This window comes from Streptomyces sp. NBC_01465, assembly GCF_036227325.1.
Taxonomy (GTDB): Bacteria; Actinomycetota; Actinomycetes; order Streptomycetales; family Streptomycetaceae; genus Streptomyces.
Genome location: NZ_CP109467.1, coordinates 3,980,441 through 3,996,848, shown reverse-complemented (window position 1 = coordinate 3,996,848; position 16,408 = coordinate 3,980,441). Strand labels below are relative to the sequence as shown.

The following is a 16,408-nucleotide window of genomic DNA, read 5'->3' as shown; positions in this document are numbered from 1 at the left end:
TTGAGCGCCGAAGCCGATGGTCCGCCACCGCTCGATCCGGCGCTCCTGGCCGCAGTGGCCGAGGGTACGACGGCCGGTGTGGCCGTCCTCGACACCGAGCTCCGCTATCTGTACGTGAACCCGGCGCTGGAGCGGTTCAACGGAGTCCCCGCCGCCGCCCACCTGGGCCGCACCATCGCCGAGGTGCTGCCCGGCATCGACGCCCGCGAGGACGTCCTGCGCCGGGTGCTCGCCGACGGGGTGCCGCGCGAGACCACCTCCAGCGGACACACGCAGGCGCCCTCCGGGTTGGAGAAGCGGTACTGGCACGGCGCGTACCACCGCCTGGAGCGAGACGGCCGGATCCACGGACTGGTCGGCATCGTCCTGGAGGTCAGCGCCTCGCAGGAGCAGCAGGTCGAACTGGAGCGCGCCCGCGCCCACTTGGCGCTCCTCGACATCGCCGCCACCAGCATCGGCACCACTCTCGACATGGACACCACCTGCCGCGAACTGGCGGACTTCGTCGTCCCCCACCTCGCCGACCTGGCGAGCGTCGAGGTCTTCCCGCCGGAGGTGCGTCCCGGCGCCCGCCCCGCACCCGAAGGGGTGCTGCGGCTGCGCCGGGCCGCGATGGCCGCCGTACCCGAACTCCGGGACGCAGCAGGGCAGTTCGGGGAGCCCGGCGAGTACATCGACTACCAGGAGGACGCGGCCAACCCGCGCTGCCTCGCCGCCAACCAGCCCGTCATGGAGAACCTCTACAGCGACGAGCAGATCCGCAGCTCCGCCCCCGACCCCGAACGCGTCGTCGCCTACCGGGCCCTCGGCCTGCACTCCGCGCTGGTCGTCCCGCTCGCCGCGCGCAGCCATCCGCTGGGCACGCTCACGCTCGTACGGGCAGGCGATTCGCCCGCCTTCACCGAGGAGGACGTGGTCGTCGCGCGCGAGCTCGCGAGCCGGGCCGCCGTCGACCTCGACCACGCCCGCCGCTACACCCACGAGCACAGCATCGCCCTCGAACTCCAGCGCTCCCTCCTCTCCGAACCGCGCGGCCGCCACCCCCACATCGAGGTCGCGTCCCGCTATCTGCCCGCCGACCGGGGCGCGGTGGTCGGCGGCGACTGGTTCGACGTCGTACCCCTGTCGGACGGCCGCCACCTCAAGGCGATGGGCGACGTCATGGGACACGGGGTGGAGGCGGCGGTCGCCATGAGCCACTACCGGGCGCTGCTGCGGCTGCTCGCAGAGGACGATCTGGAGCCGCACCGGATCCTGGAACGCCTCGACCTGATGGTGGAACGCTCGGGCCTCGACAGGGCGGCGACCTGCCTGCTGGCGGTCGTCGACCGCTTCCACTCGGTGTGCCAGATCTCCAGCGCGGGGCATCTGCCACCGGTCTTCATCGACCCGTACGCGGGGGCGAGGCTCGTCCCCGTACCGGTCGGGCCGCCGCTTGGCACGGGCTTCGGGGGGTACGAGACGGCCACGGTGGCCTGCGGCCCCGGCACGATCCTGTTCATGTACACCGACGGGCTCGTGGAGCGGCGAGGGGAGGACATCGACGTGTCACTGAACCGGCTGACCAGCCTGCGCGTACCCGTGAGCGGGCGCCTGGACGACCTGGTGGAGGACACCCTCGACCGGTTCGGCCAGGACGCGGAGGACGACATCGCGGTGCTCGCCTCACGGATCCGGAGCACTTCGGGCTACGACAAGGGAGACCACCCGACATGAGCGAGAACCACAAGCTTCTGCTGATCACCTTCTCCGACCCGGCGCGCGGCCGGGCCGCGTACGAGGACGCCCTCGAACTGTCCGGCCTGCGCCAGGCGGCGGTCCTGGAACGTGACGCGGAGGGCGTCTTCGACGTACCCGAGAACCATGTGCGCGGCGCCGGAGTGCCCACGGTGGGCGGCGGTGTGGTGGGCGGACTCGTGGGGCTGCTCGGCGGCCCGATCGGCGTGCTGATCGGCAGCGCGGCGGGCGCGGCACTCGCCAACGCGGCGGAGAACAAGGCGCTGATGGAGGGCGGGGCGGGGCTGATCGTGCTGAGCAGCAGGGTCGAGGACGGGTCCGCGATGCTCGTACTGGATCTGCACGAGACGGACCCGGAGCCCGCCGATGCGCTGGCGCGGGAGCACGGCGGGACGGTCGAGCGGATGTCGGCGAAGGAGTTCACGGAGCAGGTGGAGGCGGCGGAGAAGGCGGCGGAGCCGGAGTAGGCGCACCCGTCGCGGAGGAGTGACACCGCGCCCCCTGCCGTGATCCCCGCCCCCGTCCACGGAAGGGATCTCCTCGGTCCGGACGTCGAGCCGGTGTGAAGAGGAACGGGCGGTGGCGGCGATGGTCCGCGTACGTGTGATGGCGGGAGCGGTGGCGGCGCTGCTCCTCGCGGGGGCCGTGCAGGTCCCTGCGGAGGCGCAGGCCTCGGTTCTCGGCGCCGTAACCCCGGAGATCAGGCGTGACGATCCGGCCGACTCCGCCGAGGAGTTCGGCGGCGAGGCCGTACGGATGCGCCACGCCCGCGTCGTGCCCGAGGCGCTCGATCCCGTCTGCGGGCGGGGCGCCGGCCATGTGGTGCTCTTTCCGCTCTTCGACGACATGACCGTACGGGCCGTGGAGACCTCCCTGACCGTCGTCGACGGGCGGCAGGTGTGGACGGGGGTCGTGGACGGCACCACCGACCAGCAGGTCGTCGTCACTCTGGAGGGCGGCTGCGACGGTCACCCCGGCAACGAGTACCTGGGCGCGCAGTTCGTCCTCGGCGGCGACACCTACGCCATCGACCCCGAGGGCCCCGGCGCCGTGACGATCAGCCAGCTCACCCCGCTCACCGACGAGGACGAGCCCAAGGTCGCCCCGCCGCCCCTGGTTCCCGCCGCCGCGCAGGAGCGCCACGGCCCCGCGCCGAAGCCCCGCTGCAAGGGCGGCCGGTCCACCTCGCTCGTCGACACTCTCGTCGCGTACACCCCGCGTGCCCGCAAGGAGGCCGGCGGCGACCGGCAGGTGCGGGCCGCGATCGCCCGTGCCGTCACCCTCGCCAACAGCGCGTTCGCGGTCAGCGGCGCCAAGGTCCGCGTCCGCCTCGTGCACACCGCGCCCCTGCGCTCCGTCCCCGCCCGCCTGGACAAGGTCGGCGCCCCGCTGCTGACCGCGGCCGTCACCCCGCACGACAAGGTGGCCGACGAACTCCCCGCCCTCCGCGACCGCTACGGCGCCGACCAGGTCACCGTCATCACCGGCGGCCGCGACTTCGGCGGCCTCGGCTACGTCCCCTCCAAGCCCTCGCCCGCCACGGCCAATTACGGGTACACGGTCGTCGCCCAGAGCGCCATCGGCCACTACTCCTTCGCCCATGAACTCGGCCACAACCTGGGCGCCTCGCACGACCGCACCACCCAGCCCCACCAGCCCCCGCCCTACGGCGCCAACGGCTACTTCCCCAAGTCCGGCGACTGGTCGTCGATCATGGCGTACGAATCGGGCTGCCGCCGCGCCACCCACGGCCGCTGCAACCGCATCAACCACTTCGAGAACCCCCACCGGACCTACCGCGGCCAGCCGCTCGGCGCCCCCCTCGGCCGCCCCAACGAGGCCGACACCGCCGACATCTTCGCCCGTACGGCCAAGGCGGTCGCCGCCTACCGCCAGGCCCGCTCCGACGACTCGCTCTGCTCCGTCACCACCGCCGTCTCCCCGCGCGGCGCCGGCAAGGTCGACGCGGGCACGCCCGGCCCCTACCCCCTGGCCACCACCGCGACCTTCTCCGCCGAGCCGCGCAAGGGCTACGTCTTCGCGGGCTGGCAGCTCGACGGCCGCCCGGCGAAGGGCGGCAAGGACGCCTCGATGCGGGTCGCGGTCCGCGCCGACCACACGCTCACCGCGCTCTTCCGCAAGGGGAAGACGCCGACTTCGAAGGTGAGCGTCCGCTCCGTCGGCTCCGGCAAGGTCGTCAAGTCCCCTTCCAAGCGGGCGGAGTTGGAGGGCGCCGACCTGCTGTACGAGGCCGAGCCCGCCCCCGGCTGGGACTTCGCGGGCTGGCGCCTGGATGGTTCCGCGGCCGGTGACGACGACACCGTCGCGCTCGACGTCGGCGAGGACGACATGGCCCTGACCGCCGTCTTCGAACGCCGCCGCCACACCCTCGACCTCCGTACGACCGGAGGCACCGGCACGCTCACCGCCTCCGAGCCCGGCCCCTACTCGGACGGCGACACCGTGTCCGTCACCGCCGTCCCCGCGCCCGGATTCGTCTTCACGGACTGGCTGCTCGACGGCGCCCCGTACGGCGGCGACGAGGAGCGCGCCAAGGGCGAGACCGCGGTCAGTTTCGAGGAGCGCGGCCACACGCTGACAGCCGTGTTCCGCCCGGCATCCGACACCACCAGGAGCACCCGATGAGCGAGACCGACCTGGCCCGCCGCACCGCCGGGCTGATGGACCGCGCCCGCACCGACCTCACCGAGCTGGTGGCGATCCCCTCGGTCGCCGACCCGCGCCAGTACCCGCCCGAGGAGTGCCGGAGGGCCGCCCAGTGGGTCGCCGACGCCTTCACCGAGGCGGGTCTCCACGACGTACACCTGGTGGAGACACCGGACGGCAGCCACGCCGTGATCGGGCACCGGCCGCCCCCGCCGGGAGCCCCGACCGTCCTGCTGTACTGCCACTACGACGTGCAGCCCCCGCTCGACGACGACGCCTGGACGACCCCGCCCTTCGCACTCACCGAGCGCGAAGGGCGCTGGTACGGGCGCGGGACGGCGGACTGCAAGGGCAACATCGTCATGCACCTCACGGCGCTGCGAGCGCTCGGCGACGACGTACCCGTCGGCATCAAGTTCGTCGCGGAGGGCTCGGAGGAGCAGGGCACGGGCGGGCTCGAAGAGTACGTGGCCGCGCACCCGGAGGAGTTCCTCGCGGACGCGCTGCTGATCTGCGACACGGGCAATGCGGCGGTCGGCGTCGGGACGGCGACCACCTCGCTGCGCGGGCTCGCCAATGTCGTCGTCACGGTCAACACCCTTGAGGGCGAGATCCATTCGGGCATGTTCGGCGGCCCGGCTCCCGACGCGCTGGCCGCGCTCGTGCAGCTGCTCGCCTCGATGAGGGACCCCGAGACGGGCGCGACCCGTATCAACGGCCTTGACTGCGAAGGGAGTTGGGAGGGGGAGGGCTACGACGAGGAGCAGTTCCGCAAGGACGCGGGTGTGCTGGAGGGCGTACGGCTGACCGGGACGGGCTCCGTCGCCGACCGCCTCTGGGCCCGCCCCGCCGTCACCGTCCTCGGCATCGACTGCCCGCCCGTCGTCGGCTCCGCCGCCGCCGTGCCCGCCACCGCCCGCGCCCGCGTCAGCCTGCGCGTACCGCCCGGGATGAACGCCGAGGCGGCCCGCGAGGCGCTGGCCGCGCACCTGACCGGGGCCGCCCCGTGGGGCGCCCGGGTCGAGGTGGAGACCGAGGGGACGGGCTCACCGTTCCGGGCGGCCACGGAAGGCCCCGCGTACGGCGCGCTCGGCAAGGCGATGCGCGAGGTCTACGGAAAGCCCCTGGCCTTCCTCGGCCAGGGCGGCTCCATCCCGCTGTGCAACGTCCTCGCCGGCGCGTACCCGCGCGCGGAGATCATCCTGATGGGCGTCGAGGAGCCGCGCTGCCTCATCCACGCACCCAACGAGAGCGTCGACCCGACCGAGATCGAGCACATGGCGCACGTCGAGGCGCTCTTCCTGAAGGAGTACGCGGCCGCCTTCAGCCGGTAGCGGGACCGCCGGCGCCCAGCCAGGCCAGCGCCGCCGCCGTCATCGCCCGCACCCCCGCGTCGACCGTGGGGCCGACGACCGGGGCGAAGAGCGGCGAGTGGTTGGACGGGACGTCCTTGGCGAGGGTGCCGGCCTGGGCGGCGGCCCCGAAGACGGCCGGGTCGATGCCGCCGAAGAACCAGAAGCAGAGCGGCGCTCCGGAGGCCGAGGCGAGATAACCGACGTCCTCGCTTCCGGTGACGACGCCGGGGTCGATGACGGCCGCGTCGCCGAACTGGGCGCGCAGCGCGCCCAGGGTGCGGTCGACGGCCGCCGCGTCGTTGACCAGGACCGGGAACGAGGCGATCGGTTCGATCTCCGGCTCGCGGTCGGCGCCGGAGGCCGCGGCCTCGGCCCGTACGATCCGGGCGATCGCGTCCAGGACGGTGGTGCGCACCTCGGGCGTGAACGAGCGGACGTTCAGCTTGAGTTCGGCCTCGTCCGGGATGATGTTGTCCTTCGTCCCGGCGTTGATCGCGCCGACGGTCACGACCGCGGTCTCCGACCCGGCGATCTCCCGCGAGACCACCGTCTGCAGCCGCATCACGGTGGACGCGGCCATCACCACCGGGTCGACGGTCGTCTCGGGCCGCGAACCGTGCCCGCCCCGCCCGAACATCCGCACGTGCAGGGTGTCACCGCCCGCCATTGCGGGCCCCGGCCGGCACCCGATGACCCCGGCCGGCACGGGTGCGACGTGCTGGCCGAGGACGACGTCGGGGACGCCGACGGTCTCGAAGAGCCCGTCCTCGACCATGGCCCGCGCCCCCTCGCCGAGTTCCTCGGCGGGCTGGAACACCGCGACGACGGTGCCGGACCACGCGTCGCGCGCCCCGGCCAGCAGCTCGAGCGCGCCGAGCAGACAGGTCACATGCATGTCGTGGCCGCACGCGTGCATGACACCGGCCGCGGTGCTCGCGTACGGAAGCCCGGTGCGCTCCTCCATCGGCAGCGCGTCGAAGTCGGCCCGCAGCAGGACGCGGGGACCCTCGCCGTTGGAGAGGACGCCGACGACGCCGGTGCGGCCCACGCCTTCCGTCACGGTGAATCCGAGCTGCTTCAGCCCGTCGGCCACGATGCCCGCGGTGCGCGTCTCGGCGAAGGAGAGCTCGGGGTGCGCGTGCAGGTCCTTGTAGAGAGTCTCCAGCCGGGGGGCGATGCCGCCCAGCCCCTCCAGTACACGGGTGATGTCGTCCATTCCCCCATCCTCGGCCGACGGCGTCCGGCGTGCTCTGCGAATGCCGGTCGCGGTCTTCTTTGCGATGATCCGGACGTGACGGACCATGCGCCCCACGAGCGGCTGAGCTCCCGGCTCCGGTCCTGGGCGCGGCTCGTCGGGCGGACGCTGGTCGGAGAGACGGAGCAGGCGCCGGGGAACGCCGGCCGGGCCGCCGACGTGGCGCTGGCCCTGGCGTGCGGCGTGCTGTCCACGCTGGCGCTCGACAGCATCCACCAGCTGGGTCTGGTGACCGACCATGTGACGAGCGTGGTGATCACCTGGGGCGTGGCCGCGACGCTGCTGCTGCGCCGCACGTACCCCGAGATATGCGTGGCGGCGGCGGTCGCCGCGACCCTCGCCTCCGACGACCGGACCCCGCTGTTCTTCGCCGCGTACGCACTGACCGCGTACGGCCGCAGATGGCGCTGGACCTGGGTGGCGGTCGCCGCCGCCGGCTATTTCGCGATCCGCGAGTTCGCCCTCCCGCACACCCCCGCCGACCGGCTGCCGGTGTTCTACGTGAACAGCGCGATCCTGCTGCCCGCCCTGTTCGGCGAGACCGTACGGCGCCACCGGGCCGCCATGGTCGCGCTGCGGGCCCAGGCGCGGCTGGCGCACGCGGCCGTGACGCAGGCCGCCGATCTGGCCGTACTGGAGGAACGCACCCGCATCGCCCAGCAGACCCACGACGAGCTCGGCCACCGGCTCACCGCCCTGACCCTGCAGGCCACGGCCCTGCGCCAGGACGTGGCCGGCGACGAGAAACTCTCCGAGCGGGCCTCGGCCATCGAGGAGTCGGCCCGGGGCGCGATGGCCGGAGTGCGCGAGGCGCTGGACATGATGCGAGATCCGGCGGGCCACGGCGGATCCGGCGAAGGCCTGGACTTCTCGCGCTTCCTGGCCTCGCTGGCCCGCAACATGCGGGCGACCGGGATGGAGGTGCGCCACGAGGTGCACGGCGACCTGTCCGGGCTGGACCCCGAGGACGTGACGCTGCTGCGCAGGGCGGGCCGCGAGGGGCTCACCAACGCGGCCAAGTACGCGCGCGGCGCCGACGTGACCCTGCGGCTCGCGGCGGAGGGCGAGTGGATCCGGCTGGACGTCGAGAACGGCCCGGCGGGTCTTTCCCCGGTGGTCGCCGACTCGGGCGGCATGGGGCTGAGCGGGTTGCGTACGGCGGTCACCGCGGCCGGCGGGCGGCTGAGCGCCGGGCCCGCGGCGGGCGGCGGGCACCTGCTCAGCGTCGCGTTGCCGGACCGGCGCGGGGCTGGTTGAGTCGGGGCGTGACCGTCCGAGTGCTGATCGTGGACGACCAGAGCATCATCCGCAGCGGGCTGCGTGCGGTGCTCGGTGCGTACGACGACGTCGAGGTGGCCGCCGAGGCCGCCGACGGTGCGGAGGCCGTCGGCCTCGCCCGCGAGCTCCGGCCCGACGTGATCCTGATGGACCTGGTGATGCCGAAGATCGGCGGGATCGAGGCGACCGTCCAGATCATGCGGCCGGACGACCCGCCCCGGATCCTCGTCCTGACCAGCTTCCAGACGGACGACCTGGTGCTCGACGCGCTGGAGGCGGGGGCGTCGGGCTTCCTGCTCAAGGACGCGCGGCCCGAGGAGCTGATCGCCGCCGTACGGGCCGTTGCGGCGGGCGGCAGTGCGATGTCCCCGGAGATCATGGGCCGGCTGGTGGAGCGCGCAGGGTCCCGGGCTCCGGCCGTGTCCGACGACGTACGGGAGAAGCTCGACACCCTCACCGGCAGCGAGCGCGAGGTGCTGCGGCTGATCGGCTCTGGCCTCACCAACCAGCAGATCGCCACCGAGCTGCATCTCTCGCCGGCCAGCGTGAAGACGTACGTCTCGCGGATGCTCGCCCGGCTCGGGCTGGACAACCGGACGCAGGCGGCGATCCTGGCGTACGAGACCGGGCTGCTCGGCGACGGTTCCGCGGAAGCCTGAGTCCGCTCCTCCGTCCACTTCTCCCGGCCAGGTGTCAACTTTCGGCCGACCTCCGGCGCCCTCCTGCTCGCCCACTGTGAAGGGACAGACAGGGACAGACCAGGACGACGTTGGGACGGAACATGACCTACGGGAAGCTCAGGATCGCCGTGATGGCCGGTGCGGTCGGTGTGGGGCCGGTGGCGGTCGCGGGAACGGCGTTCGCCGAGGAGACGCACGGGACGCAGGGGACGCGTGAGGTGCGGACGGCCGACGCCCAGGTCCGCGGCAACCCGCTGATCACCTCGCCCGCGATCGGCTCCATCCTCTCCACGTCGCTGCCGACCCTCACCGGTACGGGCATCGCCGGCGCCACGATCCAGGTGACGACGGTGGGCGACACGGGGCGGATCCTGGGCACGACGACGGTCGGCGCGGACAACACCTGGTCGGTGACGCTCGGCGTCGACACCCCGTACGCCGTCGCGAACCTCAAGGCCACGCAACTGCTGGACGGCGCGGAGGTCGGCTGGGCCAGCCGCAACTACTTCGTGCAGGTGGCGCCCGTGGTCAACGCCCCGGCCGACGGCTCCGGCCTCTCCTCGCCGCGCCCCGAGTTCCGCGGGACCGGGGTGCCCGGCGCCCAGATCCGTCTGGTCGTCGACGGCACGGTGATCGGGACCACCACGGTGGGCGGCGACCGGCAGTGGTCGGTGACCCCGGTCAGGGACCTCGACTACGGCACGCAGACAGTCAACGTTGTGCAGAGCGACGGGGGTTCCCTGGTCTTCCTGGACGCGAGCACCCCGGTCGAGCTGACCCTCGAAGCGGCTGCTCCCGTCATCACCGGACCGGCGGACGGGGCCGAAATAGCCCCGGGCAAGGCGGAGTTCACGGGCACGGGTCAGCCCGGCGAGACCATCACGCTGACGGACGCGGCGGGGACTGTCCTCGGCAGTGCGACCGTACGGGAGGACGGCAGCTGGACCGTCACGGTCGACGACCTGCGCGAGGGCGGCCACATCGTGACGGCTACGGACGACGCGGGCCGCGCGTCGAGCATCACGGTCACGGTGAAGGCGGCGGCGACCGGTCCTGGGCCGGGCGGTGAAACCCCGGCCGACACCAAGACGGAAGCAGCCAAGCCCGCGAAGCCTGCCAAGCCGGCGAAGCCCTCCCAGGCCGCCGAGCCGGCCAAACCGTCGCAGCCGGCCAAGGCGTCCAAGCCCGCCGAGGCCTCCAAGCCCTCCAAGGCGGCCGAAGCCTCAAAGCCCGCGGAGTCCCCGGCCCGCGACGGCGCCCTGGCCCGTACCGGATCCGACTTCCCCGTGGAGCTCGTCGGCATCAGCGCCGCCGCCCTTCTCGCCGCGGGCGGTTGCACGGTGATCGCCCTGCGCCGCCGCCGCAACCATGGCTGATCCCAGCGCCTGTCCTTGCCCTCGAGGTCAGATCCAGCGCTTCTTCTTGATGAAGGCAAACGTGCCGAGGGCAGAGACCACGACCGCGCCGACCAGGATCGGCAGGGCGTAGAAATTGTCGAAGCCGTACTCGTTGAGGTGCTCGAAGTTGGCCCCGGGAATGGCCGCGAACGTCGACGGGATGACGAACATCAGCGTCAGCGCGGCCAGTTTGCGGTTCTCGACGGTGGACTTCAGCTGGCCCTCGGTGAGGTGGTTGAGGCGGTCCATGTCCTTGTTGAAGTCGCGCAGTTCGTCGCGGATCTCGTGCAGGACGGTGATCATCTCGGTGTTGTCGGCGTGGGTGTCCATGGCCTGGTTCAGGTTGTCGGTGTTGATGGTCATGATGAGGTACTCCTTCAACTTCCCCTCAGGGGAAGGACGATGAGGATGCGTCACGTCATGTGTCAGGACGTGCGGCGACGGCGCCCGGCGCCGTCGCTCAGGGCGCGGCAGACGGAGCTGTCGAGGGGTGCGTCGACGAGCCTGCGCCAGACGGCGGACAGGCGAAGCGCGGTGATGAGGTTCATGGCGTGCCTCCCGATGGAGGTCAGGCCTCAACTCGCCTTGGCGGCGCGCAGGTTCAGCGAACGAAAGTGCTCAGAGCGCGCCGGGAGTCGAGGCGATGTGCTGGAGGTCGTACGAGCAACTCGGACTCTGGTCCATGGTGAAATCGCCTCCTCTCGGCCGGGCGTACGGCATACATACGGGTCGCGGAAATATTTGGGGCCCGGACCCTACGGTCCGACCACGCGACACCCCCACGCTAACAGCGCGCCTACGGGACATTGCGGGGCGAAGGTCCCCGCCGCCCGGGACCAAAGTCCCTTTTGGACATACGGCGGCCGGGCCTGATCTCCTCGTCCCATGCCTCTGCTTCTGCCTCGCACGTCACGTCCTTGGTACGGCGCACTGCTGCTCGCCCTCGCCCTCGCCTTCACCGCAGGCTGCGGCGGTTCTGACGAACCGTCCCCGCCCTCGCCTCCTTCGGCCTCCCCCTCCGCTTCCGGTCACCCCGCCTCGGACACCCGGGAACAGCTCAGCGTGGACGGCACCACCCGTACCTACCTCCTGCACCGCCCCACCGCCCGCACAGGCGCACCCCAACCGCTGGTCATCGCCTTCCACGGCAGCGGCGAAAGCGCGACCGGCATGCGCGAGAGGACCGGCCTGGACAGCGCCGCCGGCGCCCGCAACATGTTGATCGCCTACCCCGAGGGCCTGCAGCACGCCTGGGGTGCGGGCGCCGCCGCCACCAAGGAGCGGCCGGACCCCGACGCGGACGTGCGGTTCACCGAGGCGCTGGTGCGGGAGTTGGTCCGTACGGGAAAGGCCGACCCGAAGCGCGTCTACGCCGTCGGCTTCTCCAACGGAGGCTCCATGGCCCTGCGCGTGGCCGCCCAGCGCCCAGGACTTGTGGCCGGAGCCGCCTCGGTGGCGGGCCAACTCCCCACCGGAGCCGCACGGGTCAGGCCCACCGGAGCCGTCCCCGTCCTGCTCGTCCACGGCGCCGACGACCCGGTCCGCCCTGTCGGCGGCCTGCCCCACCCGGGCCCTGCCCGCCCGGGCGCGGCTCCGATCACGCCGACCATGTCGTCCCTGGCCAGCGCCGAGGCGTTCGCCGCCGTGGACGGAGCGGGGGCGGCGGTGAAGCAGTCCAGGACGGGCTACGACCGCACCGTGTGGAGTCCGGGCCCGTCCGGCGCCGGGGTCGAACTCCTGGTCATGCACGGGGCGGGCCACACCTGGCCGGGGACGTCGGCCACCCCGCCGGCGGGATTCGGCAAGGTGAGCACGGCGCTGGATGCGACCGCCACGATCCTCGCCTTTTTCGCGGGGACATCTCCATTGTCCTGATCGAAGGGCCCTCGCGGGTCCACCGACCGGTGGACCCCCGGGTACACCGGTCGAGGCTGTCGGCGGACGGGGCCTCGCGACGAGCATTGATCGCATGAGAACTCACCCCATTCGCATGGCACGTTGGAGCGCCCGGCACCCGTGGCGCGCCCTCATCGGCTGGTTCGTGTTCGTCGCCCTCTGCCTCGGCGCAGGCATCGCCGCGGGCAGCAACGCGGCCCAGACAGAGGACTTCTGGGTCGGAGAGGCAGGGCACGCCGAGTCCATGGCGACCCAGGGAGGCCTGCAGCGCCGGCCCCTCGAACACGTCATGATCAGCGCAGCATCGGGCGGTCGGCTCGACGCGACGGCGTCCGCCTCGGCGGTTCGTGACATCACTGAACGGATGGGCCGGCTTCCCGAAGTGGCCGGCGTGGCAGCCCCGGTGCGTTCCGCGGACGGGGCGGCGGTGCGCGTCACGGTGACCCTGAAGGGACCCGAGCTGGACGCCAAGAAGAACGTCGTCCCGCTCCTCGCCGAGACCGAGAAGGTGGCAGCGAGCCACCCCGGCCTCGTCGTCGAGGAGAGCGGATCACCCGCCATCAGCAAGGGAGTCAACGATCAGCGCGGCGACGACCTCGCCCTCTCCGAGCGCATCACCCTGCCGGTCACGCTCGTGATCCTGCTGCTCGTCTTCGGCTCCGTCGTCATGGCCGGCCTGCCCCTGCTCCTGGCGCTCTCCTCGATCGCCGCCACCCTGGGCCTGTCGATGCTGGCGTCCCACCTGCTCCCCGACCCTGGGGTCGGGACCAACATGATCCTGCTCATCGGTCTGGCCGTCGGCGTCGACTACACGCTCTTCTACCTCAAGCGCGAGCGCGAGGAGCGGGCCCGTGCGGGCGGCCGCCTCAGCCCCGAGGCACTGGTCGAGCTCGCAGCGGCCACGGCGGGCCGGGCCATCGTCGTATCGGGCCTCGCGGTGATCGTCTCGACCGCCACCCTCTACCTGGCGACGGACGTCATCTTCTCCTCGCTCGCCACGGGCACGATCCTGGTGGTGGCGGTCGCCGTGGTCAGCTCCCTCACCGTGCTCCCCGCCCTGCTGGTGAAGTTCGGCCACCGGGCGGACCGCCGCGAGGCCAAGAAGGCCGCCCGCCGGGCCCGCACGGGCAAGCCCGTCACCACCAAGCCCGTGAAGCCCGAGAACGGACGGGTGTTCACCGCCCTGTTGCGGCCCGCACAGCGCCACCCGGCGATCGCCCTGTGCGTCTCCGTGCTGATCATGCTCGGTGTGGCTGCACCGGCGCTCGGCATGAAGCTCATCGACCCCGGCAAGGACACCTTCTCGCGCTCGATCCCTGCCATGCAGGTGTACGACCGGCTCACCGCGAAGTTCCCCGACCTCCTGGTCAAGCACGAGGTCGTCGCCCGGTCGACGCCCGACCGGGCCGCCGAGGTGAAGCAGGCCCTGCTGGACCTGGGACGTCGCGCCCAGGCGGACCCGCTGTTCGCCAAGCACACCGCACCGACGGTGCGTACGTCGTCCGACGGCCGCATCAGCGTGCTGGAACTGGCCGTTCCGCACCCCGCCCCCTCCCGGCAGGCGATCGATTCACTGGACCACGTCCGCACGGACTATCTGCCCGCCACCGCAGGCAGGCTGCCCGGTGTGGAGACGGCCGTGAGCGGTGACGTCGCCCGCGGCCAGGACTATGTCCACGACGAGAAGGGCAAGCTTCCGCTCGTCCTGGGCGCCCTGCTCCTGCTGACCTTCGTGATGACGGCGGTCGCCTTCCGCTCGGTGATGATCGCCCTCATCGGAGTTGTCCTCAACCTCCTCTCCGCGGGCGCCGCGCTCGGCGCCCTGGTCCTGGTCTTCCAAGGGAGCTGGGCGGAGGGCCTGTTGGGATTCGACTCCCTCGGTGCGATCGCCTCCCGCGTGCCGCTCTTCCTCTTCGTCATCCTCTTCGGCCTGTCGATGGACTACCAGGTGTTCGTGGTCAGCCGCATCAAGGAGGCCATGGACAACGGAATGACGGCCCGCGCAGCGGTACTGGACGGCATAGGCCGGTCGGCCAAGGTGGTCACCAGCGCCGCGATGGTCATGGTCACGGTGTTCGCCGCCTTCGTCTTCCTCCATCTCACCGAGATGAAGCAGATGGGCTTCTGCCTGGCGGTGGCCGTGCTGCTGGACGCCGTGGTCATCCGGATGGTGATCCTGCCGTCGATCCTGCTGCTGCTCGGCGACCGGGCCTGGTGGCCCCTGCGCCCCTCGCGGCGCAAGGAGCCCACGCCCACCGTCGGCCGCACCCTCGAGAACGTAATCTGACGGCCATGCTTCAACGACCGCAGCGCGGCGACCCGTTCTGGCTGAGGGCGCTCCTCTGGTGGGAGGGCTTCTCCTGGGCGCTCATCGTCCTGATCGCCCTGGGCACACTGGTCGGGGGCACCCCCGCACCGAGGAAGTACGGGTTGCTGGCGCTGCTCGCCGTGCTCGCGCTCTGCTACACGCTCGTACGCGGCTTCCCCCGCAACTGGCTGGTCCGCCCGTACGGCTATCTCTGCGTCCTCGTCCTCGTACTGGGCGGAGTCTCATTCCTGGAGTCCGGGTTCGGAGTGCTGTACACGGTGACGCTCGTGCAGTTCGTCGTCTTCGTGGACAGCCTCAGGTCCGCACTCGTCTACTCCGCGCTCGGCGCCACGGCCATCACCCTCGGCGCGACGGTACGGGACGGCTGGTCGGCCGACCTCCTGGCCTCCAACACCGTCTCCTCGCTCGGTGTGTACGCGGTGGGTGCGGTGATAGCGATACTGACACCCAAGGCGCTGGCCATGCGTGACGAACGGGCCCAGCTGCGAGCCGACTTGAAGACGGCGCAGTGGGAGCTGACCCAGGTGTACCAGCGGCAGGGTGCGGCGGAGGAGCGTGAACGCCTCGCCAGGGAAATCCACGACACCCTCGCCCAGGGCTTCGCCTCCATCATCGTGCTCGCCGAGGCGGCCCGCGCGGGTCTCTCCGCCACCCCCGACCGCAGCGCCCAGCAACTCCACTCCATCGAGCAGACCGCCCGCGAGAATCTGGCGGAGGCCCGGATCCTGGTCGGTGCCGCCCCGCACAGCACGGTGGCCGACGGTTCGATCGCCACGACCCTCCGCCGTACGCTGGACCGCTTCACCGAGGACACCGGCCTCACGGTCACCGCGGAGCTTGCGGAGCTGACGGACGCCGACTGCGACCGGCCGGTTCGGGTGGCCCTCCTGCGCTGCACCCAGGAGTCCCTGGCCAATGTGCGCAAACACGCGGAGGCCTCCACGGTCGGCGTCGTCCTGGCGCTCCACCCCCACGGCATCGAGCTCGAAATCACCGACGACGGGCGCGGGTTCGTCGTCGGGGAGTCACCCGGCTTCGGCCTGAACGGCATGCGCAGACGCCTTGCCGAGTTCGGCGGATCACTCGCCATCACCAGTTCGCTCGGCGACGGCACCCGGATGCTCGCCACCCTCCCTCTGAACGGCCGGTCCTGACATGACAGTTGCTCCGCACCCCCCATCGCCCCTGCGCGTGCTCCTGGCCGACGACCACACGGTCATGCGCGCCGGACTGGTCGCCCTGCTGGCCTCCGAACCCACCATCGACATCGTCGGCGAGGCCGGCGACGGCCGCGAAGCGGTCCAGCTCGTCGAGCAGCTCAAGCCCGACGTGGTCCTGCTCGACCTGCGGATGCCCGTCCTCGACGGGGTGGGCGCCACCACGGAGATACTCGCGGGCCCGACGGCGACCCGGGTGCTGATCCTCACCACGTACGACACGGACGCGGACATCGAACGCGGTGTGGAAGCGGGTGCGACGGGCTACCTCCTCAAGGACGCCACCCGTGACCAGTTGGTCGAGGCGATCCACTCCGCCTCGCGCGGGGAGACGGTCCTGGCCCCGCGGGTGGCACAACGCCTGGTGGCGAAGATGCGACAACCCGCGCCCGTCGCCCTCACCCCACGCGAGGCGGACGTCCTCAACGCGGTGGCAGAGGGCCTGTCCAACGCGGAGATCGGCCGGCGTCTGTTCATCGGCGAGGCCACGGTGAAGACCCACCTCCTGCGGATCTTCGCGAAGCTCGACGTCAGCGACCGTACGCGCGCGGTGGTGGTGGCGATGAACTCGGGCCTGCTGGAGAGGAGTTGAGGAGA

General features: G+C 72.0%; 14 protein-coding genes. 11 read left to right on the top strand and 3 right to left on the bottom strand.

Annotated elements, in window-relative coordinates; translation table 11 throughout:
• The 4 genes from OG707_RS18825 to OG707_RS18810 all read left to right on the top strand — a co-directional run bounded on the left by OG707_RS18825 (position 1) and on the right by OG707_RS18810 (position 5,738).
• Positions 1–1,716 (top strand): SpoIIE family protein phosphatase, encoded by a 1,716-nt coding sequence (locus tag OG707_RS18825; protein ID WP_329119762.1) that lies wholly within the window; start codon positions 1–3, stop codon positions 1,714–1,716.
• On the top strand, positions 1,713–2,204 hold the full coding sequence (locus OG707_RS18820; RefSeq protein WP_329119760.1) for a histidine kinase: 492 nt from the start codon (positions 1,713–1,715) through the stop codon (positions 2,202–2,204). The genes OG707_RS18825 and OG707_RS18820 overlap by 4 nt, the downstream gene beginning before the upstream one ends.
• A gap of 121 nt (positions 2,205–2,325) precedes the next feature.
• On the top strand, positions 2,326–4,383 hold the full coding sequence (locus OG707_RS18815) for an InlB B-repeat-containing protein (protein ID WP_329119758.1): 2,058 nt from the start codon (positions 2,326–2,328) through the stop codon (positions 4,381–4,383).
• Positions 4,380–5,738 (top strand): dipeptidase, encoded by a 1,359-nt coding sequence (locus tag OG707_RS18810; protein WP_329119755.1) that lies wholly within the window; start codon positions 4,380–4,382, stop codon positions 5,736–5,738. The genes OG707_RS18815 and OG707_RS18810 overlap by 4 nt, the downstream gene beginning before the upstream one ends.
• Here the strand turns inward: OG707_RS18810 and OG707_RS18805 are convergent.
• Positions 5,728–6,975: an amidohydrolase gene (locus OG707_RS18805; protein WP_329119753.1), complete on the bottom strand. Its 1,248-nt coding sequence runs from the start codon at positions 6,973–6,975 to the stop codon at positions 5,728–5,730. The two genes, OG707_RS18810 and OG707_RS18805, sit on opposite strands and share 11 nt — an antisense overlap.
• 75 nt (positions 6,976–7,050) lie before the next feature.
• Between OG707_RS18805 and OG707_RS18800 the strand changes: the two genes are divergently transcribed.
• The 3 genes from OG707_RS18800 to OG707_RS18790 all read left to right on the top strand — a co-directional run bounded on the left by OG707_RS18800 (position 7,051) and on the right by OG707_RS18790 (position 10,348).
• Complete coding sequence (locus OG707_RS18800; protein WP_329119751.1) at positions 7,051–8,271, top strand: sensor histidine kinase; 1,221 nt, start codon at positions 7,051–7,053, stop codon at positions 8,269–8,271.
• An 8-nt stretch (positions 8,272–8,279) separates the two neighbouring features.
• Complete coding sequence (locus OG707_RS18795) at positions 8,280–8,951, top strand: response regulator transcription factor (RefSeq protein ID WP_329119749.1); 672 nt, start codon at positions 8,280–8,282, stop codon at positions 8,949–8,951.
• A 122-nt stretch (positions 8,952–9,073) separates the two neighbouring features.
• Positions 9,074–10,348, top strand: a complete 1,275-nt coding sequence (locus OG707_RS18790) for an Ig-like domain-containing protein (protein WP_329119748.1) — start codon at positions 9,074–9,076, stop codon at positions 10,346–10,348.
• A 27-nt stretch (positions 10,349–10,375) separates the two neighbouring features.
• Here the strand turns inward: OG707_RS18790 and OG707_RS18785 are convergent, their stop codons facing one another.
• Positions 10,376–10,732 (bottom strand): hypothetical protein, encoded by a 357-nt coding sequence (locus tag OG707_RS18785; protein ID WP_329119746.1) that lies wholly within the window; start codon positions 10,730–10,732, stop codon positions 10,376–10,378.
• Between the two features lie 62 nt (positions 10,733–10,794).
• Positions 10,795–10,917: a hypothetical protein gene (locus OG707_RS18780; protein WP_329119743.1), complete on the bottom strand. Its 123-nt coding sequence runs from the start codon at positions 10,915–10,917 to the stop codon at positions 10,795–10,797.
• A 337-nt stretch (positions 10,918–11,254) separates the two neighbouring features.
• On the opposite strand from OG707_RS18780, the gene OG707_RS18775 reads away from it, so the two are divergent.
• The 4 genes from OG707_RS18775 (at position 11,255) to OG707_RS18760 (ending at position 16,403) form a co-directional block, all read left to right on the top strand.
• Positions 11,255–12,244, top strand: a complete 990-nt coding sequence (locus OG707_RS18775) for an alpha/beta hydrolase family esterase (RefSeq protein WP_329119741.1) — start codon at positions 11,255–11,257, stop codon at positions 12,242–12,244.
• A gap of 94 nt (positions 12,245–12,338) precedes the next feature.
• A complete protein-coding gene (locus OG707_RS18770; RefSeq protein ID WP_329119739.1) occupies positions 12,339–14,552 on the top strand; it encodes an MMPL family transporter in 2,214 nt (737 codons plus the stop codon).
• Between the two features lie 5 nt (positions 14,553–14,557).
• Positions 14,558–15,748 carry a sensor histidine kinase gene (locus tag OG707_RS18765; protein WP_329119737.1) on the top strand — a complete coding sequence of 397 codons (1,191 nt, stop codon included), beginning with the start codon at positions 14,558–14,560 and terminating at the stop codon, positions 15,746–15,748.
• A gap of 1 nt (position 15,749) precedes the next feature.
• Positions 15,750–16,403 carry a response regulator transcription factor gene (locus tag OG707_RS18760; RefSeq protein WP_329119735.1) on the top strand — a complete coding sequence of 218 codons (654 nt, stop codon included), beginning with the start codon at positions 15,750–15,752 and terminating at the stop codon, positions 16,401–16,403.
• The last annotated feature ends 5 nt before the right edge of the window (positions 16,404–16,408 follow it).

What these genes read in the sequence shown, in the direction of transcription:
- OG707_RS18820 (WP_329119760.1), top strand. Translation starts at nt 1,713, where the DNA reads ATGAGCGAGAACCACAAGCTTCTGCTGATCACCTTCTCCGACCCGGCG.
- OG707_RS18815 (WP_329119758.1), top strand. Translation starts at nt 2,326, where the DNA reads ATGGTCCGCGTACGTGTGATGGCGGGAGCGGTGGCGGCGCTGCTCCTC.
- OG707_RS18810 (WP_329119755.1), top strand. Translation starts at nt 4,380, where the DNA reads ATGAGCGAGACCGACCTGGCCCGCCGCACCGCCGGGCTGATGGACCGC.
- OG707_RS18805 (WP_329119753.1), bottom strand. Translation starts at nt 6,975, where the DNA reads ATGGACGACATCACCCGTGTACTGGAGGGGCTGGGCGGCATCGCCCCC.
- OG707_RS18790 (WP_329119748.1), top strand. Translation starts at nt 9,074, where the DNA reads ATGACCTACGGGAAGCTCAGGATCGCCGTGATGGCCGGTGCGGTCGGT.
- OG707_RS18785 (WP_329119746.1), bottom strand. Translation starts at nt 10,732, where the DNA reads ATGACCATCAACACCGACAACCTGAACCAGGCCATGGACACCCACGCC.
- OG707_RS18780 (WP_329119743.1), bottom strand. Translation starts at nt 10,917, where the DNA reads ATGAACCTCATCACCGCGCTTCGCCTGTCCGCCGTCTGGCGCAGGCTC.
- OG707_RS18775 (WP_329119741.1), top strand. Translation starts at nt 11,255, where the DNA reads ATGCCTCTGCTTCTGCCTCGCACGTCACGTCCTTGGTACGGCGCACTG.
- OG707_RS18770 (WP_329119739.1), top strand. Translation starts at nt 12,339, where the DNA reads ATGAGAACTCACCCCATTCGCATGGCACGTTGGAGCGCCCGGCACCCG.
- OG707_RS18765 (WP_329119737.1), top strand. Translation starts at nt 14,558, where the DNA reads ATGCTTCAACGACCGCAGCGCGGCGACCCGTTCTGGCTGAGGGCGCTC.
- OG707_RS18760 (WP_329119735.1), top strand. Translation starts at nt 15,750, where the DNA reads ATGACAGTTGCTCCGCACCCCCCATCGCCCCTGCGCGTGCTCCTGGCC.